Here is a 20,396-nt window from a genome sequence, read left to right on the forward strand (position 1 = left end):
TAAATATCCGTTACTTATTAAGAGTTTTTCCCCTCTCTAAAAAACTTCAATATTATCTCATGTTTTAATTCTTAATAGCTATAGCTCTTTTAACATCCACACTTGATCATAATAGTTTCCGTCGACCTTTAGGGCACGCTCCTCTTTAGCAAATCGCTTAAATCCTAGCGATTCATAAAGAGAGATTGCCTGTTCATTTGTAGACTCAACAGTTAAATGAAGCTGTTCAAGACCTCCGTTTTCACGTAACAGGCGCAACAATTCTTCAATCATATCCCGTGCTACACCTTTTCCTCTTGAATCAGGCATAACATAGAGTCCGACAAGAACGCCTTTATGATTCAGTTTTGCACCTGTTTCTCTTTTAAACGTTGCAATTCCAATCAGCTCGTTGTCTTCAAATGCCCCAAGCGTAAAAATATCTGCTTGCGGACGAAGACGTTGTTCAATTTCCGGAACCGTATAATTGTTCTCATGTTCAAAAGACGAGCTAAATAATGTTGGAGAATGTAAAAGCCCGTGTAATCTAACCTTTTTATATTGTTCAGCATCTTTATAACCTAATATTCGAATGTTCATCTTCTCACCTCATAACATTGCGTTCTATAATCTATACCCCATTTCTTCATCTTTTACACTATTTATCTATTATCGCTGACTCTATTTCGCTACGTACCAGGGCTGGGGCGTCTAAGTACACTCCTATAAATTTTGCTCTTTTTTCAAATCCGCCTACCAGTTGGATTGTTTGCAGTTCCTTCAACTCCAGCACAAAGTCTGGCTTTTCCTCTGTATTTCCTAACACTTTAAAATGATAAATTTCTTCATCTTGTATAGATGTATGCAATTGAGAAATATTTTTCAAGTCAATTTTTGTTTGTTTCAATAAGCCGTTGGAAAGATATAAATTTCCGTTTTCGATACGGACCGGATTTAATATTAATGCGCGGAAATCGGCCAGCAAGAATAGTAGTCCATAAAGTGAGAGAATTGTATGCCCCCAAGCTAAAACCGGTATGCGGTCATGGAAAAACCAATGGAATGCAATTGCTTCAAATAATGCTGCATGAAAAATCATAAATAACATAGGAATATACATCGTATTTTTATGAACGGTATATCCGCCTGGCTGTTTTTTCTTCCAGCTGCAAAACGCATAATAAAATACAAGCAGCTCCTGGCAAAGAACTCTCATTAATACGTTATCTTTTACTTTCTCTCTAACAATTCGAGGAAATGAAAAGATAAGTTGCTCCTGCTCTAATTTGACCGCTCGAATAATACTTGGTAAATATTTTATGAAAACAAATAAAATGATTAACTCCATCAAAACCAATCCTGCTTCTACTGCGATTGCAGAAAAAGTTATATAGCGGAAAGGTTCCATCAATCCATTAGGGATGACAAGTCGGGCAAATAAAATACCCGCAGCAACAAAGACAACAAAATTTTTGACCGCCCATTTGCCCGTTTGCAGCAAGAGAAGTGCCGGTGCCACAACCGCACAGTCAATTAGTGAACCGATTACCATTCCTTGTACTTGCTCATCTGAAAGCGCAGAAACAAACGACAACTGATAAACAACAATATTGCCCAGTAAAATGACACAAGCGATCAAAAGCCATTTATAATTAACTACTCTTTGGAAAACCATAGCACTCCCCTTCCTTTCACACATGCATCAATTCCCATAATACTTCCATTATAATCGATTACTATCCTTCCAACATTAAAAAACGCAGAAGTTCACGTAAACTTCTGCGTTGTGATTATTTAATTTATTTATTCAGCATACTAGCCATTCACAAGCATGTCCTTCATCAGTTCACGGTTGCGTTTTTCGAATACTTCATTATGCGAAGAAACTTTTGCATACTGATCTGCTGTCGGTTCAAGGCTAATTTTGATAGCGTTGATCGCATTGACCGCATCCTGGAATGTACCGGTAATTAAATATACTTTGTTATCATATTTGGAAATATCGCCAACAGCATAAATCCCGTCAACCGATGTCAGCCCCTTACCGTCCGTCAAATAATAATAGTCGTAATCTTTATCTTTTTCCGGAGAGAGTGCCGTATCAAAAGTAAATGAAGAATCCCGGTCATAGCCGTGATTTACAAGGACATCATCTACTACAATTTTCGATGTTTCCTTTGTTACGACGTTTTCCAAAATGACTTCTTCAATTTTCGTCTTCGTTTCATTCGCTACAAGTGTTTTAATCTGTGTATTTGTAACGATCGGAACGCCATTATCCTGCAAATGGCGGATTTGTGCTTCGTGAGCAGATAGCTTTTCGCCTCTGTAAATGACGGTAATCTGCTTGGCAATACCGATCAGATCCTTCGCCCAGTCAATCGCCGAGTTACCGCCGCCTGAAATTAGCAGTGACTTGTCCTTAAAGCTTTGGATGCCTCGAATTGTATAGTGCAAGTTCGATACTTCATACTTTTCCGCACCTTCAATATGCAATTTAATCGGACTAATAATGCCGCCACCTACTGCAACGATCACTTTTTTCGAATAGTGTTTTTCGCCTGAACTTGTCTCAATCACAAACAAATCTTCTTTTTTTGTGATGAAATCGACTTTTGTATTTAGACATACGGTTGGCTTGAATGTCAGTCCCTGTTTAATGAGATTTTCAATGACTTGCTGTGCTGGTGTTGGAGGCATACCACCAATATCCCAAATAATCTTTTCAGGATAAACGTGGAGTTTCCCGCCGAGCGTCGGCTGGAATTCAATAATCTTTGTTTTTAAATCTCTCAACCCTGCATAGAACGCACTGTATAATCCGCTTGGACCACCGCCAATTATCGTTACATCATAAATATCGTTCATTCGAAACACTCCATTCTTTTCATTTGTCGGACAATTACGCTTTTCGCGCAGTCGCCTTCAGGTTCCATTGACTAAGTTGCAGCTAAACGAGCATTCCGGACTTCGAATGATGTCTTCCGATCGGGACAACGGAAGGTGAATCCGAAACAGGGTCTTGTGTAACAACACAGTTTAAATTAAATATATCTTTGATCAATTCACTCGTAATTACGTTTGCTGGTGTTCCCTCCGAAACGAGTAGACCTTTATGCAAAGCAAAAATATAGTCGGCATAGCGGGCGGATAAATTAATATCATGGAGCACCATCACAATTGTCGTACCATGCTTACGATTTAAATCCGTCAATAAGTCCAAAATTTCCACTTGGTATGTAATATCCAAGTATGTAGTCGGTTCGTCCAAAAACAAGATGTCGGTTTGCTGTGCAAGTGCCATGGCAATCCATACACGTTGTCTTTGCCCTCCTGACAGCTCATCGATATGACTGTCGGCAAGTTCCGTTATGTTCATCATTTCCATCGCTTCTGCTACCGCTTCATAATCCGCCGTTGACCAGCCTTTTAAAAAGCTCTGATGCGGAAACCGGCCCCGTCCAACTAAGTCAGCAACCGTAATGCCTTCGGGTACAACCGGTGATTGCGGAAGGAGTCCTAAAACACGTGCAAGCTGTTTCGGCGGGATTTTGTTAATCGATTTATCATCCAACAATACTTGGCCGGAGATTGGTTTGATTAATCGTGCCATCGTTTTTAAAAGCGTCGATTTCCCACAGCCATTCGAACCGATAATAATGCTGATTTTATTGCTTGGAATCGCTAGACTAACACCTTGTAAAATCGCTTTGTTGTCATAGCCTGCAACAAGATTTTCCGTTTGGAATGTATGTGTCGATTTCATCATAAATCTCCTTTCCGATTAATTCGGATTAATAAATAAATTAAGTAGGGTGCACCAATTATTCCTGTAATGACCCCTACCGGATAACGTGTCTCAAAAGCAAACTGTCCGATTAAATCTGCCGCCAATACTAAAATAACACCGATTAAACCTGCAGGAATGAGACCAGAAAATCCGACACCTACTAATTTCTTTGCAATCGGACCTGCCAAAAAGGAAATAAAGGCAATCGGACCGGTTGCAGCAGTCGCCAATGCAATCATGAGCACCGATGTAATAATAAGGATGACTCTTGTTTGATTTGTATTGACGCCTAGAGATGTTGCCGCCTGTTCACCAAGTTCCAGCATTTCCAGACGCTTCGCAAAATAAATTAAGATCGGTGTGCAAATACATACGATCAGGATTAGCGGATAAAGGTTCGCTAATTTCGCACCGTTTAAACTGCCGCTCAGCCATCTCATTGCAGCCGGAATATCATGTGTATCCCCAATGAGCATTAAATAGTTGATAAATGCCGTCAGCATTGCCTGTATCCCGATACCGATTAAAATAAGTCGGCCAATCGAAAAGGATGTGCCTTTTGCCAGCAGATAAATAAAGATTGCTGTTGCAAGCCCTCCCATTACAGCTGCAATGGACACGACTGCATTGCTTGCATTTAATACAATGATGCAAAATACAGCTGCAGCACTTGAACCTGTTGTAATTCCGATTACATTCGGATTTGCCAGCGGGTTGCGCAGCATCGTCTGAAAAATATAGCCCCCGGCACCAAATGCAAAGCCTGCAAACAAACCGGCAACCATTCTCGGGAAACGAATTGTATTTACCGCAAAGGTTGCTCCCTTCACTTGTTCACCTAGTAAAACCTTTATGACATCCTGTACCGGATAAATCGTGTTGCCGAGCATAAGCATCAAACCGCAAAGTACTAGCGAAATGATGGCCATCAAGAAAGTCATCATTATAAACCGGCGTTTTCTTTTTACTCTTGACGTCTTAATCATCTTCATCGTTTCATTCATCATATTGCACGCATTTTCGCTTTCATCGTAATTAAAATTAAAATCGGCGCACCTATAAAGGCGGTCACAATTCCAACTTCGAGCTCACTTGGACTGCCAAGGAGCCTTCCGATCACATCGGAAAAGGTTAAAATAATCGCTCCCGACAATGCTGACATCGGAATAATATAACGTAAATCAGGACCTATTACGAGACGTACGATATGTGTAGCTAATAACCCAATAAAGCCGATTGGACCCGCCAATGCTGTTGCAGCACCACATAATAATACGCCACCTAATGCCGCTACAATTCTTACAGTACCTGTACGTACACCCAGCCCTGTCGCAACATCATCACCCAATGCCATGGCATTCAATGCCGGCGCTGTAATTAAGGCAATTAATAATCCTACTACTATAAATGGAATAAATAATGTAATGGCATCCCAGCTGCCGGAACCGACACTTCCGACTTGCCAAAATCTGAATTGATCCATTACATTCGTTCTTGGTATCATGATCGCCACAACTAGGGAAGATAAAATCGCACTCGTAGCTGCACCTGCCAACACGAGCTTTAATGGTGTTGCGCCGCCTCTCCCCATGGAACCAATCCCAAATACAAAAATAGCGGTAATGAAAGCTCCCGCTATCGCAAGCCAAATATACTGGTTTGCCGAACTGATATTGAGAAAGGCAATGCCGCAAACGACAAAAAGCGATGCCCCTGTATTGACACCTAATATACTTGGATCTGCAATAGGGTTGCGGGTTACCGATTGCATCAGCGCTCCGGAAACACCTAATGCTGCACCGCATAGCAGGCAGAAAATTGTTCTTACTACACGCTGTCTTATCACGTTCGCTTCATGAGACTGAGCCTCTGAATGGAATAACCCATTCAGAAGATCTGTCCAGCCAATCATCCGAGAACCGAATACAAGTGATGCTAGTATACATAGTCCGAGTAAAATTATCAAAAGCAATGATACTTTAATAAAATTACGCGGCATCATATTTTGTTTCTTTTCTAAAACGGATGTACTATTCATATTACTTTAACTTTTTTGCAACTTCCGAAATTAAAGTTACATACTCGTCGATTGTATATTGTAGTGATAGCGGGTTCGGGTTTCCTGCAGCTGCAAGTGGTGTGTTGTCAGGAATAATTAAAACCGAACCATTTTGGATTGCAGGTACTTTTCCTAAAATCGGATCTGCCTGAAGTGCTTTTAATGTATTATCATCGCCATATGCAATCAAAATTTCTGCATCATTTAGAGCATCTGCATTTTCTGCACTTAACTCGATATAGAAGCTGCTTTCATCCTGAACTTGCGCTTTAATGCTTTCCGGATATTCCATACCTAACTCTTCCAGTAACTCACCACGTGGATCAGCCGGTGTATAAATATAGAACTTCGATAAATCCGTCGCGGTAAACATACCGAAAGCCGCTTTTTTACCTTTGATTTCAGGGAATTCATTTGCTTTATCTTGAATTAATTTTTCTGTGTCAGCGATTAATTGTTTACCTTCTTCTTCCATGCCCATACCTTTTGCATTGTATAGAATTTGGTCACGCCATGTAATAACCCATGGAGTTTCCGGATAGGCAACAACTGGTGCAATCTCGCTTAACGTATCATACTCTTCCTGTGTAAGTCCTGAATATGCTGCTAAAATAACATCCGGATTCGAATCCGAAACGGCTTCAAAGTCTATGCCATCTGTATCTTGGTAAATGTTTGGATTTTCTTCGCCCAGCTCTTTTAATTTTTCTGCTGTCCATGGAAGCATTCCGCTTTCATCCTGTACGCCGTAGTTTGCTGCTGAAAAACCAACAGGCACTACACCTAGAGCAAGTGCCACATCATGGTTTGCCCATGCAACCGTTGCAACACGCTCCGGCTTTTCTTCAATTACTGTTTCACCTAATGCATGTTTGATGACGATTGGATATTGTGTTGCTGAATCTTCTGAATTCGAAGAACCTGATGTTGCTTCATTGTTTTCATTTGAACTTGTTTCTTTATCCGAGCAACCCGCAACAACTAGTAAACCAATTGCCACGAAAAGCATTGCCATTAAAGAATAAAACTTTTTCGTTTTCATTTGAATAACGCTCCTTAAATTTAATTGATAACAATTATCATTTTCACTTTCTAAATGATAAATCTAAATGATAATGATTGTCAATGAGATTTGTAATTTAATTTTTTATAAAGAAGAATTTTAGATGGGCTATTCCATTCTCTCTTTTCCTATATCTCCCTATTTTCGTCTTTCACAAACATTTTTTCTCTTTTATTCTTTATTTATCTTTAAGTTGACGTTAACGTAAATGGTATAATTTTCCTAATGGGGGTGTCTTATGTGAAATCCATAAAAACAATCGCTAAAGAATATGCACTCACACCGAGAACATTGCGCTACTATGAAGAGCTCGGGATTTTGAAACCGACACGACCTCATAATAGAATGCGCCATTATTCCAAACGGGAGGAGGCAAAGATCAAACTAATTATCCGCGGAAAAAAGTATGGCTTTTCTATGGAAGAAATTAAGGAAATGATTTTGCTTTTTGACCTTGATCGTACAGGTATTAAGCAACTGGAGCGGACAATCGAATACGGTCAGCAAAAGTTAAAGGAAATTGACCACAAGATTCAAGAGTTGTATGAAATCCGTCAAGATATCGAAAAGACGGAAGCTATTTTTCAGGAAAAACTAATTCTATTATTGGAGGACCAATCATGAATATTTCTAATCTGTTAGCTCGTCATGCAAGAAAGTATCCGAATCAAGTTGCTGTCATTAGTCTCGGTCAGGAAACGACGTATCAACAGCTGGATGACCAAGTAAATAAAATCGCCGGCTCATTGCTTCGGCGCACCTGTTGCCTACCTTCTGACTGCCGGCTCACCGCGCATCGCAAATGCGGACCTGTCGTCAATGAAATGGTGGGTGTACGGAGGCGCGCCACTTTCTGAAAAAGAAGTTGTATATATTCAACAGCAGTTTAATACGGACAACTTAGTATGTGTGTACGGTTTAACGGAAGCCGGTCCGAGCGGTTCGATTTTACATGCTGCCGACCACCCTCACAAAGCAGGAAGCATCGGCAAACGAGCACCATTTGGAACAGAACTGCGTGTCATTAACGCATTAAATGAAGATGTGGCTCCTGGAGAAATTGGCGAAATCATCTTATATGGTGAAGGTAATATGAAAGAATACTATAAAAATCCGGAAGAAACGAAAAACATTTTCGTTGATGGCTGGGTACGTTCAGGCGATTTAGCCCGCATTGATGAGGAAGGCTATATATACATCGTTGACCGTAAAAAAGATGTGATTATTTCCGGCGGTGTCAATATTTATCCAAAAGAAATTGAAGATCAGCTGCTGCTGCATGACGCAATTTTTGAAGTAGCGGTGTTCGGCGTACCGCATCCTGAATGGGGCGAAACTGTAAAAGCGGTTTACTGTGCGAAAGTTCCTGTTTTCCGAGCAGGAAATTCGCAAGCATTTAGAAGGGAAACTTGCCGCATTTAAAATTCCGAAAATCTTCGAACAAGCTGAAGCACTTCCGCGCAATGCTTCCGGGAAAATATTAAAACAGCAGCTACGAGGTGAAGCAAATGCAAGTGTTAGCCAATAAACGTGAAAAGAGCCAGAACTTTTATGAATTTGACGAAACATTGCATCAGCTATTACAGCAGAAGCTTTCGCCGTCTTTTTACCATTATGCGGATGAAAAGCTGACGGCATTCGGTGCGCTTTGTGCCGGACCAATTGATGCCCGTGCCAAAGTGACGGACCGCGAAGGCGAACCAAGATTGCGCCGCTATAATGCATACGGTGATGAAGTGAGTGAAGTTATTGTAAACGAAGGCTATAAACAAACGGTTGCCGAAACTTATGGTACAGGGATTGTCGGCTATGTGCATAAAGACATTCCCGAATTAGGTCATAAAGGCAATTATGTATACAGCTTTGCGCAAGGTTATTTACTATCGCAAACTGAGCCCGGTTTTTACTGTCCTGTCACATTGACGATGGCGACGGCTTATTTATTGGAGCACTATGCATCTGAAGAGCTGAAGCAGAAGTTTATGCCGCATATTTGTGCAACAGGCGATACGGATTTATTTGAAGGGGCTACGTTTTTAACGGAGCGTCAAGGGGGATCCGATGTCGGAGCGAACGTCGTGGAAGCGCGACTTGAACAAGGTGAATGGCGTTTATACGGCGAAAAGTACTTTGCCTCAAATGCCGGGATGTGCGGTGTTGCGATGGTGCTCGCTCGCCAGACTACTAATTCCCAAAAGGGTTCGCGCGGCTTAACGTTGTTTGCTGTACCGTGGCGTGACGACGACGGTGAGCTTAATCATATTACGATCCGCCGATTGAAAGATAAGCTTGGTGTAAAAGCAGTTCCATCCGGAGAGGTCGAGTTTAACGGTGCAAAAGCATATGTTGTCGGGGATCCGTCCAAAGGCATCTACTATATGCTCGAAGCGCTTAACCTATCCCGGATCTGCAATGCCGCAGCTTCTGTCGGCATCATGAAACGCGCACTGGATGAAGCGGTCCATTATACAAACGGGCGTATTGCGTTTGGCCAGACAGTTGCCGAGTTTCCGATGGTGCAGCATTCGTTAGGGGGACTGCACGCTAAATGGCATGCATCACTGGTCGCGTTGTTCGATTTAGTGTCGCGCTATGATGAAGTGGTCCGCCGGAATGCTTCAGAGGAAGAACAGCAGCTCGTCCGCCTGTTAATTGCATTAGTGAAAAAGGAAACGGCCGAATGGGCGATCGAGTTTACGCATGAAGCGATTGAACTTCATGGAGGGAACGGCTATATTGAGGATTTCGTGCTCCCTCGCCTGCTTCGCGATGCGCAAGTATTGACTGTTTGGGAAGGAACTGCGAACATCTTGGCACACGAGCTCATTCGTCTCGTGCAAAAAAATGCGCATAATACGCTGCTGAATGAATTACAGCAGACGAATCATCCGTATTTACAGCAGCTGGCCTCTGTCGTGGAGCAGCGTTTTGCAGTGTTTGTCACTTTGGATCCGGCTATGCAAACACTTGAGGCGAAACCGCTTATGCATCAGCTTGCCTGTCTATATGAAGCGGTTGTCGCGGTAAAGCATGGCGAAACGGCCGGTGAACGTGAGCAGATGCTGGCGGAAATTTATATCGAGGAACAGTTCGACCAGAAGCCTTTTGGTGAAGTGCCGTTAGCGGTGAAAGGGTTTGAGCTGTTGAATAGCTAACGATAGTTGATTGTTTGAGTGTGGCGCCCGGGGGTTGTTACCGGGCGTTTTTTGGTGGGGTTTGGGGGGTGTGGGGCCGGATCTTCTAATATATTTGCAGAAGTTCTAATATAAATTTATTTGTTCTAATATATTGCCGATCTTCTAATATAAATGCGGTTTGTTCTAATAAGTGTCCCGGATGTTCAAATAAGTTATGTACTTCTTCTAATATCCTGTCTCAATCTTCAAATAACCCGCTCATATGTTCTAATAAAATTCAGACATAGCTTCTTCTCGCTGATTTTACCGGCAATAAAGATTCTCCTGCACCTCAAATTTACGGATTTTCTAATATCCATCCCAGTTCTTCTAATATCACTTGAATTTCTTCTAATAAACCACTCTATTGTTCTAATAAATCCCGAACACCAACTCAAAAAAAAGGATGCAGACGATCCTAAACCGTCCACACCCGCTACATTAACCCACCTTACTTCGCTTCTTCAATTGCTTCCATTAAAGCCGGGAATAGATTTGCATCGTCCGCATCTTCATCTGTTACTTCATTTAAAATTTCAAAATCATCTGCGTCGATGACAAACAGGCTCATGCCGTCTTTTAAAAATTCATCGGCTTCTACTTCCCCTTCGTAATATTGATACGTTGCTAACACGATGTTTGAACCTTCTTCTTCATCAAAGAAGTAATAAAGCTTTGCCGTGTTGCCATAAACTTCTTCCAACACATCTTCCAACGCTTCCGTACCTTTACTCCATTTCACTTCATTATTTACTGTCGCTGCCACTAGCGATTCTAATAATTCATCTACTGTATTTGTCATCATAAGCCTCCAACTCCGCTTTAGTTCGCGGTTAGTATTCCCACTGTATCACAAATTTAACGATAAACGTTAAAGGCAGATTATTAACTACTCAAGATTTGTTCATTTACCTCATAATGCGCCGCGAATAACTTTGCGATCGTCAAATCAAGGAGATCGACTAATGGTCCAAACGCAAAATCCGCATCCAGTCTTTCTGTCCATTTATGCGGGTCTCTCCCTACCGGACCGATGTTCAGCACCGGTACATTCAGCTTTTTCATATCATCGATCGGCAGCGAGTAGCCTTTATCCCACATCGGCATATTGTTTATAAGCGATTCAATCGAACTGTTTTCATTATTCAACCCTACATAGCTTAAATCCGATATTCCGGCAAAGTAGTTTTGAACTGTAAACTTCATATTATATGTTTCATGCGAGTATTCCTTCAATTCATTTACAAGATTGCTGATGAGTCTCGTTTTGCCGGAACTGATTGCAGGATAAAATGGCGGTGCAAAGAAAATGACAATCATCGGTGCCAGTTCATTACATAACGCAGCTAATTGGTCAACAAGATCAATCGTTCGTTCCCGATCGTCTTTTTCACTGTCACAGTTTGATAGAAGCTCTTCAACCCGCTCTTCGCCGTATTTCTCCAGCGCATAGTCGTAAATTTCCTCATACGTCATGACCTTCACTTTAAGCTGCTGCGGTGTAAACTCCGTATGCTGTGAATACTTTGTCGCTTTGCTCATATAGGACTGTTCGATTTCAGTTGCCGCATTGATCGCTTTTTGCTGAAGCATTGATACAACATCTGTCATGCTTCTTTCAAATAAAAATAAATTAAACAAGGTTACAGCCCGGTGCGAAATTTGAGTGGAATACTCCGTTTTCAAGTCACGGTAAATTAAATTCGTTGGTGGCGGTGTCGTTTCTACGCCCACCTTTTCGCAAAAGTCCATATTTAATTCCATTTCAGCTGTGATGACCGATGCCATATAATTCGCATTCAGTCCCCCGAACGGTTCCCCGACATGGGCTTCCTTCCCGTAGCATAAAAAGCCCGGCAATGCTTTTCCGATTGAGCCGGTATAGAAGTAATTATTTAGGTCCCCAGGAAAATTGCTGAACATCGGCTCTGAATTTAAAATCGTCGTATATTCAAGATTATATTTTTCCGCTAGCTGTACAAGTTGTGGAACCGCTGCCCGCATTCCTTCAGAGTTTACTTCTTCATCAGGAACGGTCAATAAAAGAATGTTGCCGTCATATTCTTCGTATGTCGCCTGTTCTACAATGGACATATGCAAAGCAAGCCCGCACTTCATATCCATCGTGCCTCTGCCGAATAACCAGTTTCCGTTGTCTAGATCAACTCGTACTGCTTCCGGCAAGTTATCTTTCACCGAGTAAAATTGTTCAGTCAGCTTCTCAGGATCGAAAGCATATTGTTTCCACTTCCCGTAATCCTGTACATCCACCACATCAAAGTGACTAACTAACACGACTGTCTTTTTCGTAACCGGAGTTTTTTTGACCAATGCGCTAATGAAACTGCGCCCATCACTCAAATATGTTCGATTTAAATGGTCAGGGTATTCTTTGAAATACGCCAGCTCCGACAGTTTACTCACTACAACTTCAGGAAAATCCTTTTCAGCCTGGGAACCCGATACACTTTGCACTTGTACAAGTTCACCTAATAATTGCCTTAACTGCTCTTTGCTCTTCCATTTAAACACAACATACCCTCTCCCTTTGTATAGTTCTAGCTGTCTCCCTATACCATCTCATTTTTCTCAGTGTAAATAAGCGAGAATATTCCGTCAATATTTATTTAAAACTATATTAATCTTTGATAATTGCAATTTATGTAAGGAATAACGAAAAAAATAAAGGTTTTCGGCAAACGAATATATCTGACATACGAACTGTAATATAAAAAAGACGCTTAATCATTGCTTGCCGGAAATTTCCCAACTTGCCTCAATTAAGCGTCTAACTATTATTTAGCTCCAAAATCAGTTGGCAGCCAAGTTCAATGAGCTTCTATTATTCGGTTAAATCATAAAAATTATCTGCCCAAATAGAATAATTTTGTTTTATATTATTATTAGAAAGCTTTCCTTCATATAATACTATCCCTTTTTCGACATCGAAAATTTGAAGTACGTAATTGTCATCCATTTCATTCATTACGTATAATTTCCCATTGATTGCTGACATACCATTTAGTTCAATATTCGAGTTCATCGGTTGCGGGAACTTCAACGGTTCAAGCCATCGCTGCTGTCCGATATTGTAGCGGTAGATTACCTTTTCTGTACTTTCTGTATATGCGATAACTAAGTAATTATCATCGACTGCAATCGATTGCAGCTTTTGTTCCAAACCTTCTGGTAACTGAATAGCTGTCACTTCATTCGTTTCTGTATTGAGTGCGTGGAATTCACGTGAAAGTATATGTTGTTCCGGATTTTTTTGATCATAAGAATTTACTGAATAAACATGGTATCTTTCATGCCCTAAGTTAAAATTCGTATTATAGGAATCGATACTGGCCCTAGTGTTTTCGTCACTTGCCACTTCCTCAATCAAAGTTTCGCTCAACAGCTGTTGCTTTTTCAGGTCAATCATGACTTGATACAACTGTTCCCTTCCATCATGATTTACTTGCTTTACAAGAAGTTTCAGCTCATTATCGACAACCGTTATATCAATGTAGAAAACCCAATTCAACCTGCTTTTCAATTGTGATTTGATTTCAAATGAACTTGTCGTGTCCTTCACTTTATCCAATACGTCAACCTTATAGCTGTATGTTTCGCCTTCTTTTACCTTCCAGGCTTCTTCTGGGTCTTTCACAAAAACTAGCTTCGTGTCGTCTTCAAAATAATTATTTGCAATGAGTGCTTTTCCGCGCATAAAGCTTTTATGCTCGTCAATTAGTTTCTGAAATACTAGCGGTCTTCTATTATAAGGGGAAGAATCCATTAATGTCGTTTCTTCTTCACTAATAAGAACTGAACCATATCCCGCCCCATAATCAACATTTGCTTCGATAACGACCGAATCTAAATAGTTATCGTCACCTGAAATTTTTTCAAATGTAAATTTATAATCCGTGTTTTTTGCATTTACTACTTGTATGTAGTGCACGCTTAACGTTACAACGATCACTCCTGCAATTAAAAGGAGTTGCCAATATTTTTTCATGCATTTCCCTCCTCTACACATTAATCTTTCGTCTTAATAAATAATCTGCCAAATAAACCGCAAGCGCAATTGCTAAAATACTGCTTCCAATGGTCATTAAAATAATTTCATTTATATAAAAGAAGTCGGTAATTTCCTGAATGATAACTGGAATGATTATAACAATCACTGAAATAACGATATAAATCAGTGCAAAGAAAATCCCTTTAAGTTGATAGCTTCGTTCAAATAAAACGGCAGTAAAAATGATTGCGATCAGTGCTGCCCCTAGTCCGTAATAGAAAATAAATTGTAACGGTGAATTCGGGTATAATATTTCCAGCACATCAGAAGAATAAATATAAATAATGCTCAGATCCAAATGCAGTTGTTCCGGGACAATCGAGCGAATGATTCGTTTCACGACTTCCAATATAATAATCTGCATCCCCAATAAACCAAAAACGAAGAGCAATATCGTTGTAAATTTGGCGAAATATACATTAAGACGTGCTGTAGGGAGCATGAGTAAACGATAAATAACCGATGATTTTCCTAACCAGTCACGATACCAAATGAAAAAGACATAAATCATAAGTAAAGCTGCTGCAAATACAATAGATAGAATGAAGTATTCCGAATATAAAAAGTTTTGCAGTGAGTAGGCTCCGTAGTTTTGAATATACTCGCTTACTGCCATTTGCTCACGCAGCATCGTTGTCTCCGCATTGTCTACATAATGTAAAGACGTAAGAATGGCGCCGATAATTTGGGCTGCTGCTACCGCAATTATTAAAGCTAGAAAGAATTTGCTAAATCGCTTCACTTCGAAATTGACGAGTTTTATATAGTGATTCATCCGACATACACCTCCCGCATTACATCGACTACGGATTTGCCTTCTGTTTCCCGCATCTGTTCTACATTCATTTCTCTTAATACTCGGCCGTCTCCAATGAGCACCGCCTTGTCGATTAAATGCTCAATATCATTAATTTCATGTGTTGTAATAATGACGCCGCGGTTTTCAATTAAATGACTCGTAAAGACGTTCGCAATTTGTTCTCTTGAAAAGATGTCGATTCCTGAAAACGGCTCATCCATCAGTATGTAGTCCACATCTAATGCCAAGCCAAGCAGTAAATTGACTTTTGCCGTGTTCCCTTTTGACAAGCTTGAAATTTTATCGCTCGGATCCAGTTGAAAAAAGGCAAGAAGTTCTGTTGCCCGCTGTTCATTCCATACTTTATAAAAATCGGCCATAAACTCGAAGCTTTGTGCAATTGTATAGTTTGGTGACATTGTGAGGCGGTCTGGAATATACGTAATTTTTTCGTATGCGTCTTTGCTGATTTTTTTGCCATCGATTAATATTTCGCCACGGTCAATCGGCGTGAGCGCCATAATTGATTTCATAATGGTCGTTTTTCCTGCACCGTTAATTCCGATCAGGCATGTAATTTGCCCTTTTTCTGCAGTAAAGCTCATATCTTTCAATACTTGCTTTCTTTTATATTTTTTAGAGACATTTTTTACTTCAATCACGCTGCTCCGCCTCCTCATACTGTTTCTGTACGAGCTCCATTATTTCGGGAAGTGGCGCATTGATTGATTTTATGGAACTGATAAATACTTGCACCGCTTCACTGATTAATTCTTCACGAACACTTTTTAGTACCGTTTCATCTTTCGTAATGCAACTTGGCATATTACCTTCTGTATAAATCAATTTCTGCTCCTCCATTTCCTTATAGGCGCGCTGCACTGTATTCGGGTTGATTTTGAGCTGATTGGCCAACTCCCGTCTTGATGGTATGACGTGGCCTGGCGCAAACGAACCTTTTGCAATTTGCTCTTTAAAATGACGGATAACCTGCACATACACAGGATCCCGGTTATTGAATTTCACATCCACCTTATTCAGCTCCTTTCGTGTATTACTCCCTTAGTACACTATCCGCAAAAAAATACCGCTACGAACTGTACTCTGTACTAACCTCTTAATACAGTATGCATAAAAAAATGTATTAAGCACTTCATACACCTAATAAGTGTATTATGTGGTTAATACATTTCTTTGTCAATATTATTTTTTACAGGTAATCATTTACAGCAGTTTTCGGATAATCCGATTTAATCCATTCATGGTCTTTTGAAAGTTTCTCATCGCTTATAAGGAAATACTGGTAATGGACTCGATCTCCCTGATCCGGAACCGGGTCATTCCATGTAATATCAAGGTGATACCACTGTCCATCCACTTTCACCAAATTCCAGGCATGTGGTCCCCCTGCATTTCCGACAACATATTTCGCCTCGATATCGAGTGCTTCAAACATTAATAAAGCGGCCAATGCATATCCTTCACAGACACCTTCGCCATTCATTAATACAGAATACGGTGTATGGGGATTCGCTTTACTGTTCACATTGTACGCTGTGTGCACGACTAAATAATCATTTACAAATTTCACTTTCTCCGATTCCGTTGCATTGTCCGGAATTGTATTGATAATTTGATCGATTTTCCCGAGAACAATGGCATTTTCCTCTGCAGTCAAATCATAGTTGACCGTTGCATTCCATTCCACTTTATTGCCATAGTATTTGGCACGTGTTGAGAACTCGCCCATGACCGCCCATAAATACGGTTCATTTTTTTCCAGCCATGCAAATACTTCATCGATTGTCGTTTCAAAATCGGAGACATCCCCCTCATAGTACACCGTAAACTGATGTTCAAACTGCGACATATGATGGGCGATTGCCTGGCCTAACTGCTCTACATTTGTTACTGCCTGCGGTAAATCTTTTACATCATAAACCGGAACGACTTTCTTATTCGCCAAATCCTGAAAGTTAAAGCTTTGCAGTTTATTTTCACCTTGCATAAAGCTTGTCACGATCTGATCGATTTTATCTTCCAAGTTAACATTCAGTTTCAGTTGAATGTTTTCGTCAACTGTCGGCAATGTCAATGAAGAGGCTTTTACTTCGTCTTTCAAAATTCCGCCTGAAAGAATTGTCGCGAGGAGAAAGAGACAGGTAAACAGCCCTTTCGAATACGTTAAGGCACTTGCATACAGTTTTGTAAAAGGATTTCTTGTCATACGATTTAATTCTGTATTTGCTTTCAGTTCGAACTTATCTCGGTCTCTGGAGGCAAATAATCGATTTGGTTTTGATGTCGCGTTATTATAAACACTTTTATATACGTCAAAAAGCTGTTGCTTATTTCCTTTTGCCAGTTTTATTTGTTTAATATGCTGTTTGATACCTTTTCGTATTCTACTGCGAATATATAATTGTGCGGTAAAGGAACGTAAAAGCTTTATAAAAATTACTAGGACGATTAGAAAAATGATGGAAAAAATAATTAAATTACTCATATTACCCCCTACTAATTTTCTTTATTTATTTCTATATTACTTAATTATAGTTTCAAATGATAAATAATATGCATGCCAATCTCATAAATCGTCGTTGTATTAGATTCCCCGTTCATTATTGATAGAATAGCTTTATAGTGCATGAATTTTCCGAAAACGATTTACTTCCACAATGTAAAAGTGTAAAATTACACTAATAGAGTATCATTACTTTTGTTGAAAGAGGTGATTGTGTGGAAAGAGATACAGAAATGCTGGAACGGATCGCGGCTTTGGAACAGGAAGTACGCTCCTTGAAAACAGAAGTACGGCATTTAAAGCAGCATGTGAAAATTGAACAAGTTGAAGTTGCACCTGTCAAAAAAGAACCAGTAAAACCATTTGTCCGGAAAAAACTACCCGTACCAGATACCGTTGCTGTTCCGAAAGAAGACCCGATTCCCAAAAAGGAAAAGCGGTCACTGGAAGAACTGTTTACTCGTGCATTGCCGCGCATCTTTACCGTCATTTTAGTGCTCGGTGTCCTTTGGGGCTTGAAACTCGTGAGTGATTACGGATTTTTATCAGACAGCATCAAAATTATTGCCGGCTTTGTATTATCGATCGGTCTTGGCGCATGTGCCTATTATATGGAGAAAAAGAAAAAAGGATCGCGGGTTGTTGCGTTATCGCTATACGGCGGTGCCTTCATTGTCGGGATTTTAACAACGGCTGCGGGAGCAATATTATATGACGTGCTCAGTTTATATGTCGCACTCGTTTTTGCACTGATCTACATTGTTTACGGAGTTTTCATCAGCTATGTTAAAGGAAATGAAGCATTGACGGCACTCGTTGTGTTTACGTCACTATTACTGCCGTATTTACTGGAATACATGCAGTTTAGCGGAGTGATTATCGGCATTTTCGTCGTGCTGCTGTTCGCCGTTGTGCAAATCGGGATTTTGAAGCATAAACAGCGCAGAGCCCTTTATATCGGGACCGCCTTTTCAGTTTTAGCACTGGCGGTTGTTTCGATCTTCCATGATGAACGTCTTATCTTTTTTGCATTTGCGATTATTGCGGTTTTCAGTCTGTTTCTAGTAAGTTTCTTGCGGTTGTATTCTAGCAATAATAAATTGCATGCTAGTTTACTATTCACCTTTACGGTCATCATCTTATCATTGATAAACGGAATTCTTCCTAGTGAAGAGACACCGTTACTTATCGCTCTTGTATTGTTCTTGGCGATTGTAGCTGGTGCTTTATATATCGTATTTAAACGTGCGGACCGACTGATGGTTGATATGTTCGGCACATTGTCGGCTATTGTGCTGCTGAATATTATTACCCAGCTTAATATTTCAAGTGAAATGTCACTGCTGCTGATGATTGTCGTGGCATTTGGCGGACTGGTCGTTGCGCTAAAGCATGCGATTGTCTTCATGAAATGGGTTAAGGGTATTACGTTTTCTTTACTCGCCTTTTTCGTTTTAATGTTTTATGAAGTGGAGCCGTTCTTCTCATTAAGGCATTTGAACATGGTTCTTGTCATTGCCATGCTTGTCGTTCTTTATAAAGTACTGCTTCAGTATAAAGCTGCACCGGCTGAAGAGAAAAAGAGACTTTTCAAACTGGAAGATATTTATCCTTGCCTGCTATATTTAGTTGCTCTGCTCTATGTTTGGAAGCTGGACTGGGCGTATATGCCGCAGCATTATACAACGTTTTTAGCATTTAGTGTCATCGCGTTTGCTTTTGCCGCAGTTTTAGTTATTAAACGTGGTATTGTCGGCAAATTTCTGCCTTGGCTTGCTACTGGGGTATACGGATTTGCGGGACTTGTTTTACTTTCCACTGTATGGGTTGACGACCAGGCAGTTCTTGTCGCAATTATCGTCCGCATTCTTTACTTTGCGATTCTGTGGGCAATTGTTGCAGATGCTTGGGAACAAGGATGGATTTATAAAAACTACAAAACGTTTTTCAGCCAAAATACAGAGAAATTGACGATTGCCAGTATGATTATTTCGATTATATGGATCTTCAGTATTACGAATTTCATGAATTTCCATGATCTCATCAATTGGAGCTCAGCGGTCATTCTAAATACGGTATTCATTTTCATCATCGCCTGCTTCTCGCTGTTCCTTGCAGCAAAACGCAGCTATTCGAATTTGAAAATGGTCGGTATTGGCTTACTGTTCTTCGGAATTATTAAAATGATTTTCTTCGATTTATCCGAGCTCGACATTCTGATTCGTTCGATTTCATTCATCATTATCGGGGCAATCGGACTTGTCATTTCAAACAAGCTTCTCGGAAAAGGAAAAGACGAATAGAATTGTTAGTTTAAATAGTCTGGGCGATTGTGCTCAGGCTATTTTTCATTTCAACCCGTCGAAATGAAAATGGCATTATGTTATATTTAGTGTATTATTACACGAGGTGATTCGATGGATCGAGATTTTATCATACAAATAACATCGGAAAGTTTGAAACTTATCCGTACTGAAAATAATTATACGCAAGATAAAATGGCCGAAATTTTGGGCATTTCTAAAAAGACACTCGTACAGATTGAAAAAGAACGCACATATGCTAACTGGACAACGACGATTGCAATCTGTGCCCTGTTCCGTCACAGTGAAACATTGCAAAACCGCATTGGCGGCGATCCGATGGAAGTCATCGAGCTTACCGCCCATAATGTCATCATTACCCCACGTGAAAAAACGATGGGTGGTTATATATGGTGGAAGAACATTGATGAATATAAAAATCACCGTCTTCAGCAAAATCTGTTAAGTAAGCATTACCGCATTTTGGACGATGAAAACTATCGAATCATCAGTACATTTGAGGAAGCTGTCGTAATGGAAAAATGGCAAGCGATAAAATCCATTATTTAACTAAAATATTTTGAGACTGTCCTGCTGATTGGAATTTCACTTGTCAGCAGGATTTTTTATTGTA

18 protein-coding genes and 1 pseudogene are annotated in these 20,396 nt (G+C 40.2%); 5 read left to right on the plus strand and 14 right to left on the minus strand.

Annotation, left to right across the window (positions count from 1 at the left end; translation table 11 throughout):
• Positions 1–78: 78 nt before the first annotated feature.
• From MKY27_RS13330 to MKY27_RS13360, 7 genes are all read right to left on the minus strand, one after another.
• Complete coding sequence (locus tag MKY27_RS13330; protein WP_339195625.1) at positions 79–579, minus strand: GNAT family N-acetyltransferase; 501 nt, start codon at positions 577–579, stop codon at positions 79–81.
• Between the two features lie 58 nt (positions 580–637).
• A complete protein-coding gene (locus MKY27_RS13335) occupies positions 638–1,654 on the minus strand; it encodes a hypothetical protein (RefSeq protein ID WP_339195626.1) in 1,017 nt (338 codons plus the stop codon).
• 140 nt (positions 1,655–1,794) lie between these two features.
• Positions 1,795–2,847, minus strand: a complete 1,053-nt coding sequence (locus MKY27_RS13340) for an NAD(P)/FAD-dependent oxidoreductase (RefSeq protein ID WP_339195627.1) — start codon at positions 2,845–2,847, stop codon at positions 1,795–1,797.
• Between the two features lie 82 nt (positions 2,848–2,929).
• Positions 2,930–3,745 carry an ABC transporter ATP-binding protein gene (locus tag MKY27_RS13345; protein ID WP_339199729.1) on the minus strand — a complete coding sequence of 272 codons (816 nt, stop codon included), beginning with the start codon at positions 3,743–3,745 and terminating at the stop codon, positions 2,930–2,932.
• Positions 3,745–4,776: an iron chelate uptake ABC transporter family permease subunit gene (locus tag MKY27_RS13350; protein ID WP_339195630.1), complete on the minus strand. Its 1,032-nt coding sequence runs from the start codon at positions 4,774–4,776 to the stop codon at positions 3,745–3,747. Before MKY27_RS13350 ends, MKY27_RS13345 begins: the two co-directional genes overlap by 1 nt.
• Positions 4,773–5,807 carry an iron ABC transporter permease gene (locus MKY27_RS13355; RefSeq protein ID WP_339195632.1) on the minus strand — a complete coding sequence of 345 codons (1,035 nt, stop codon included), beginning with the start codon at positions 5,805–5,807 and terminating at the stop codon, positions 4,773–4,775. The genes MKY27_RS13350 and MKY27_RS13355 overlap by 4 nt, the downstream gene beginning before the upstream one ends.
• A gap of 1 nt (position 5,808) precedes the next feature.
• The gene (locus MKY27_RS13360) at positions 5,809–6,870 is read right to left on the minus strand and encodes an iron-siderophore ABC transporter substrate-binding protein (RefSeq protein ID WP_339195633.1); all 1,062 of its coding nucleotides are present in this window, start codon (positions 6,868–6,870) and stop codon (positions 5,809–5,811) included.
• Positions 6,871–7,131: 261 nt separating this feature from the next.
• Between MKY27_RS13360 and MKY27_RS13365 the strand changes: the two genes are divergently transcribed.
• The 3 genes and pseudogenes from MKY27_RS13365 (at position 7,132) to MKY27_RS13375 (ending at position 10,046) form a co-directional block, all read left to right on the plus strand.
• Positions 7,132–7,515, plus strand: a complete 384-nt coding sequence (locus tag MKY27_RS13365; RefSeq protein ID WP_339195634.1) for a MerR family transcriptional regulator — start codon at positions 7,132–7,134, stop codon at positions 7,513–7,515.
• Between the two features lie 120 nt (positions 7,516–7,635).
• Positions 7,636–8,419, plus strand: a pseudogene (locus tag MKY27_RS13370) (AMP-binding protein); the annotation flags it as partial.
• A complete protein-coding gene (locus MKY27_RS13375) occupies positions 8,400–10,046 on the plus strand; it encodes an acyl-CoA dehydrogenase family protein (protein ID WP_339195635.1) in 1,647 nt (548 codons plus the stop codon). The pseudogene MKY27_RS13370 and the gene MKY27_RS13375, both read left to right, overlap by 20 nt.
• A gap of 472 nt (positions 10,047–10,518) precedes the next feature.
• Here MKY27_RS13375 and MKY27_RS13380 read toward each other — a convergent pair whose 3' ends face one another.
• The 7 genes from MKY27_RS13380 to MKY27_RS13410 form a co-directional block, all read right to left on the minus strand.
• The gene (locus tag MKY27_RS13380; RefSeq protein ID WP_339172981.1) at positions 10,519–10,869 is read right to left on the minus strand and encodes a hypothetical protein; all 351 of its coding nucleotides are present in this window, start codon (positions 10,867–10,869) and stop codon (positions 10,519–10,521) included.
• Between the two features lie 83 nt (positions 10,870–10,952).
• Positions 10,953–12,599: a M20/M25/M40 family metallo-hydrolase gene (locus MKY27_RS13385; RefSeq protein ID WP_339195637.1), complete on the minus strand. Its 1,647-nt coding sequence runs from the start codon at positions 12,597–12,599 to the stop codon at positions 10,953–10,955.
• A gap of 310 nt (positions 12,600–12,909) precedes the next feature.
• On the minus strand, positions 12,910–14,073 hold the full coding sequence (locus MKY27_RS13390) for a hypothetical protein (protein WP_339195639.1): 1,164 nt from the start codon (positions 14,071–14,073) through the stop codon (positions 12,910–12,912).
• A gap of 13 nt (positions 14,074–14,086) precedes the next feature.
• The gene (locus MKY27_RS13395; protein WP_339195641.1) at positions 14,087–14,911 is read right to left on the minus strand and encodes a hypothetical protein; all 825 of its coding nucleotides are present in this window, start codon (positions 14,909–14,911) and stop codon (positions 14,087–14,089) included.
• Positions 14,908–15,597, minus strand: coding sequence for an ABC transporter ATP-binding protein (locus MKY27_RS13400; protein ID WP_339195644.1), 690 nt, complete (start codon positions 15,595–15,597; stop codon positions 14,908–14,910). Before MKY27_RS13400 ends, MKY27_RS13395 begins: the two co-directional genes overlap by 4 nt.
• Positions 15,590–15,967: a GntR family transcriptional regulator gene (locus MKY27_RS13405; protein ID WP_339172995.1), complete on the minus strand. Its 378-nt coding sequence runs from the start codon at positions 15,965–15,967 to the stop codon at positions 15,590–15,592. Before MKY27_RS13405 ends, MKY27_RS13400 begins: the two co-directional genes overlap by 8 nt.
• A gap of 178 nt (positions 15,968–16,145) precedes the next feature.
• Positions 16,146–17,441 carry a transglutaminase domain-containing protein gene (locus MKY27_RS13410; protein WP_339195647.1) on the minus strand — a complete coding sequence of 432 codons (1,296 nt, stop codon included), beginning with the start codon at positions 17,439–17,441 and terminating at the stop codon, positions 16,146–16,148.
• A gap of 233 nt (positions 17,442–17,674) precedes the next feature.
• Between MKY27_RS13410 and MKY27_RS13415 the strand changes: the two genes are divergently transcribed.
• Together MKY27_RS13415 and MKY27_RS13420 are read left to right on the plus strand one after the other, a co-directional pair.
• On the plus strand, positions 17,675–19,762 hold the full coding sequence (locus tag MKY27_RS13415) for a DUF2339 domain-containing protein (RefSeq protein WP_339195650.1): 2,088 nt from the start codon (positions 17,675–17,677) through the stop codon (positions 19,760–19,762).
• A gap of 114 nt (positions 19,763–19,876) precedes the next feature.
• A complete protein-coding gene (locus MKY27_RS13420) occupies positions 19,877–20,332 on the plus strand; it encodes a helix-turn-helix domain-containing protein (RefSeq protein ID WP_339195651.1) in 456 nt (151 codons plus the stop codon).
• Positions 20,333–20,396: the final 64 nt, after the last annotated feature.

Source organism: Solibacillus sp. FSL R5-0449 (assembly GCF_037975215.1).
Classification (GTDB): Bacteria; Bacillota; Bacilli; order Bacillales_A; family Planococcaceae; genus Solibacillus.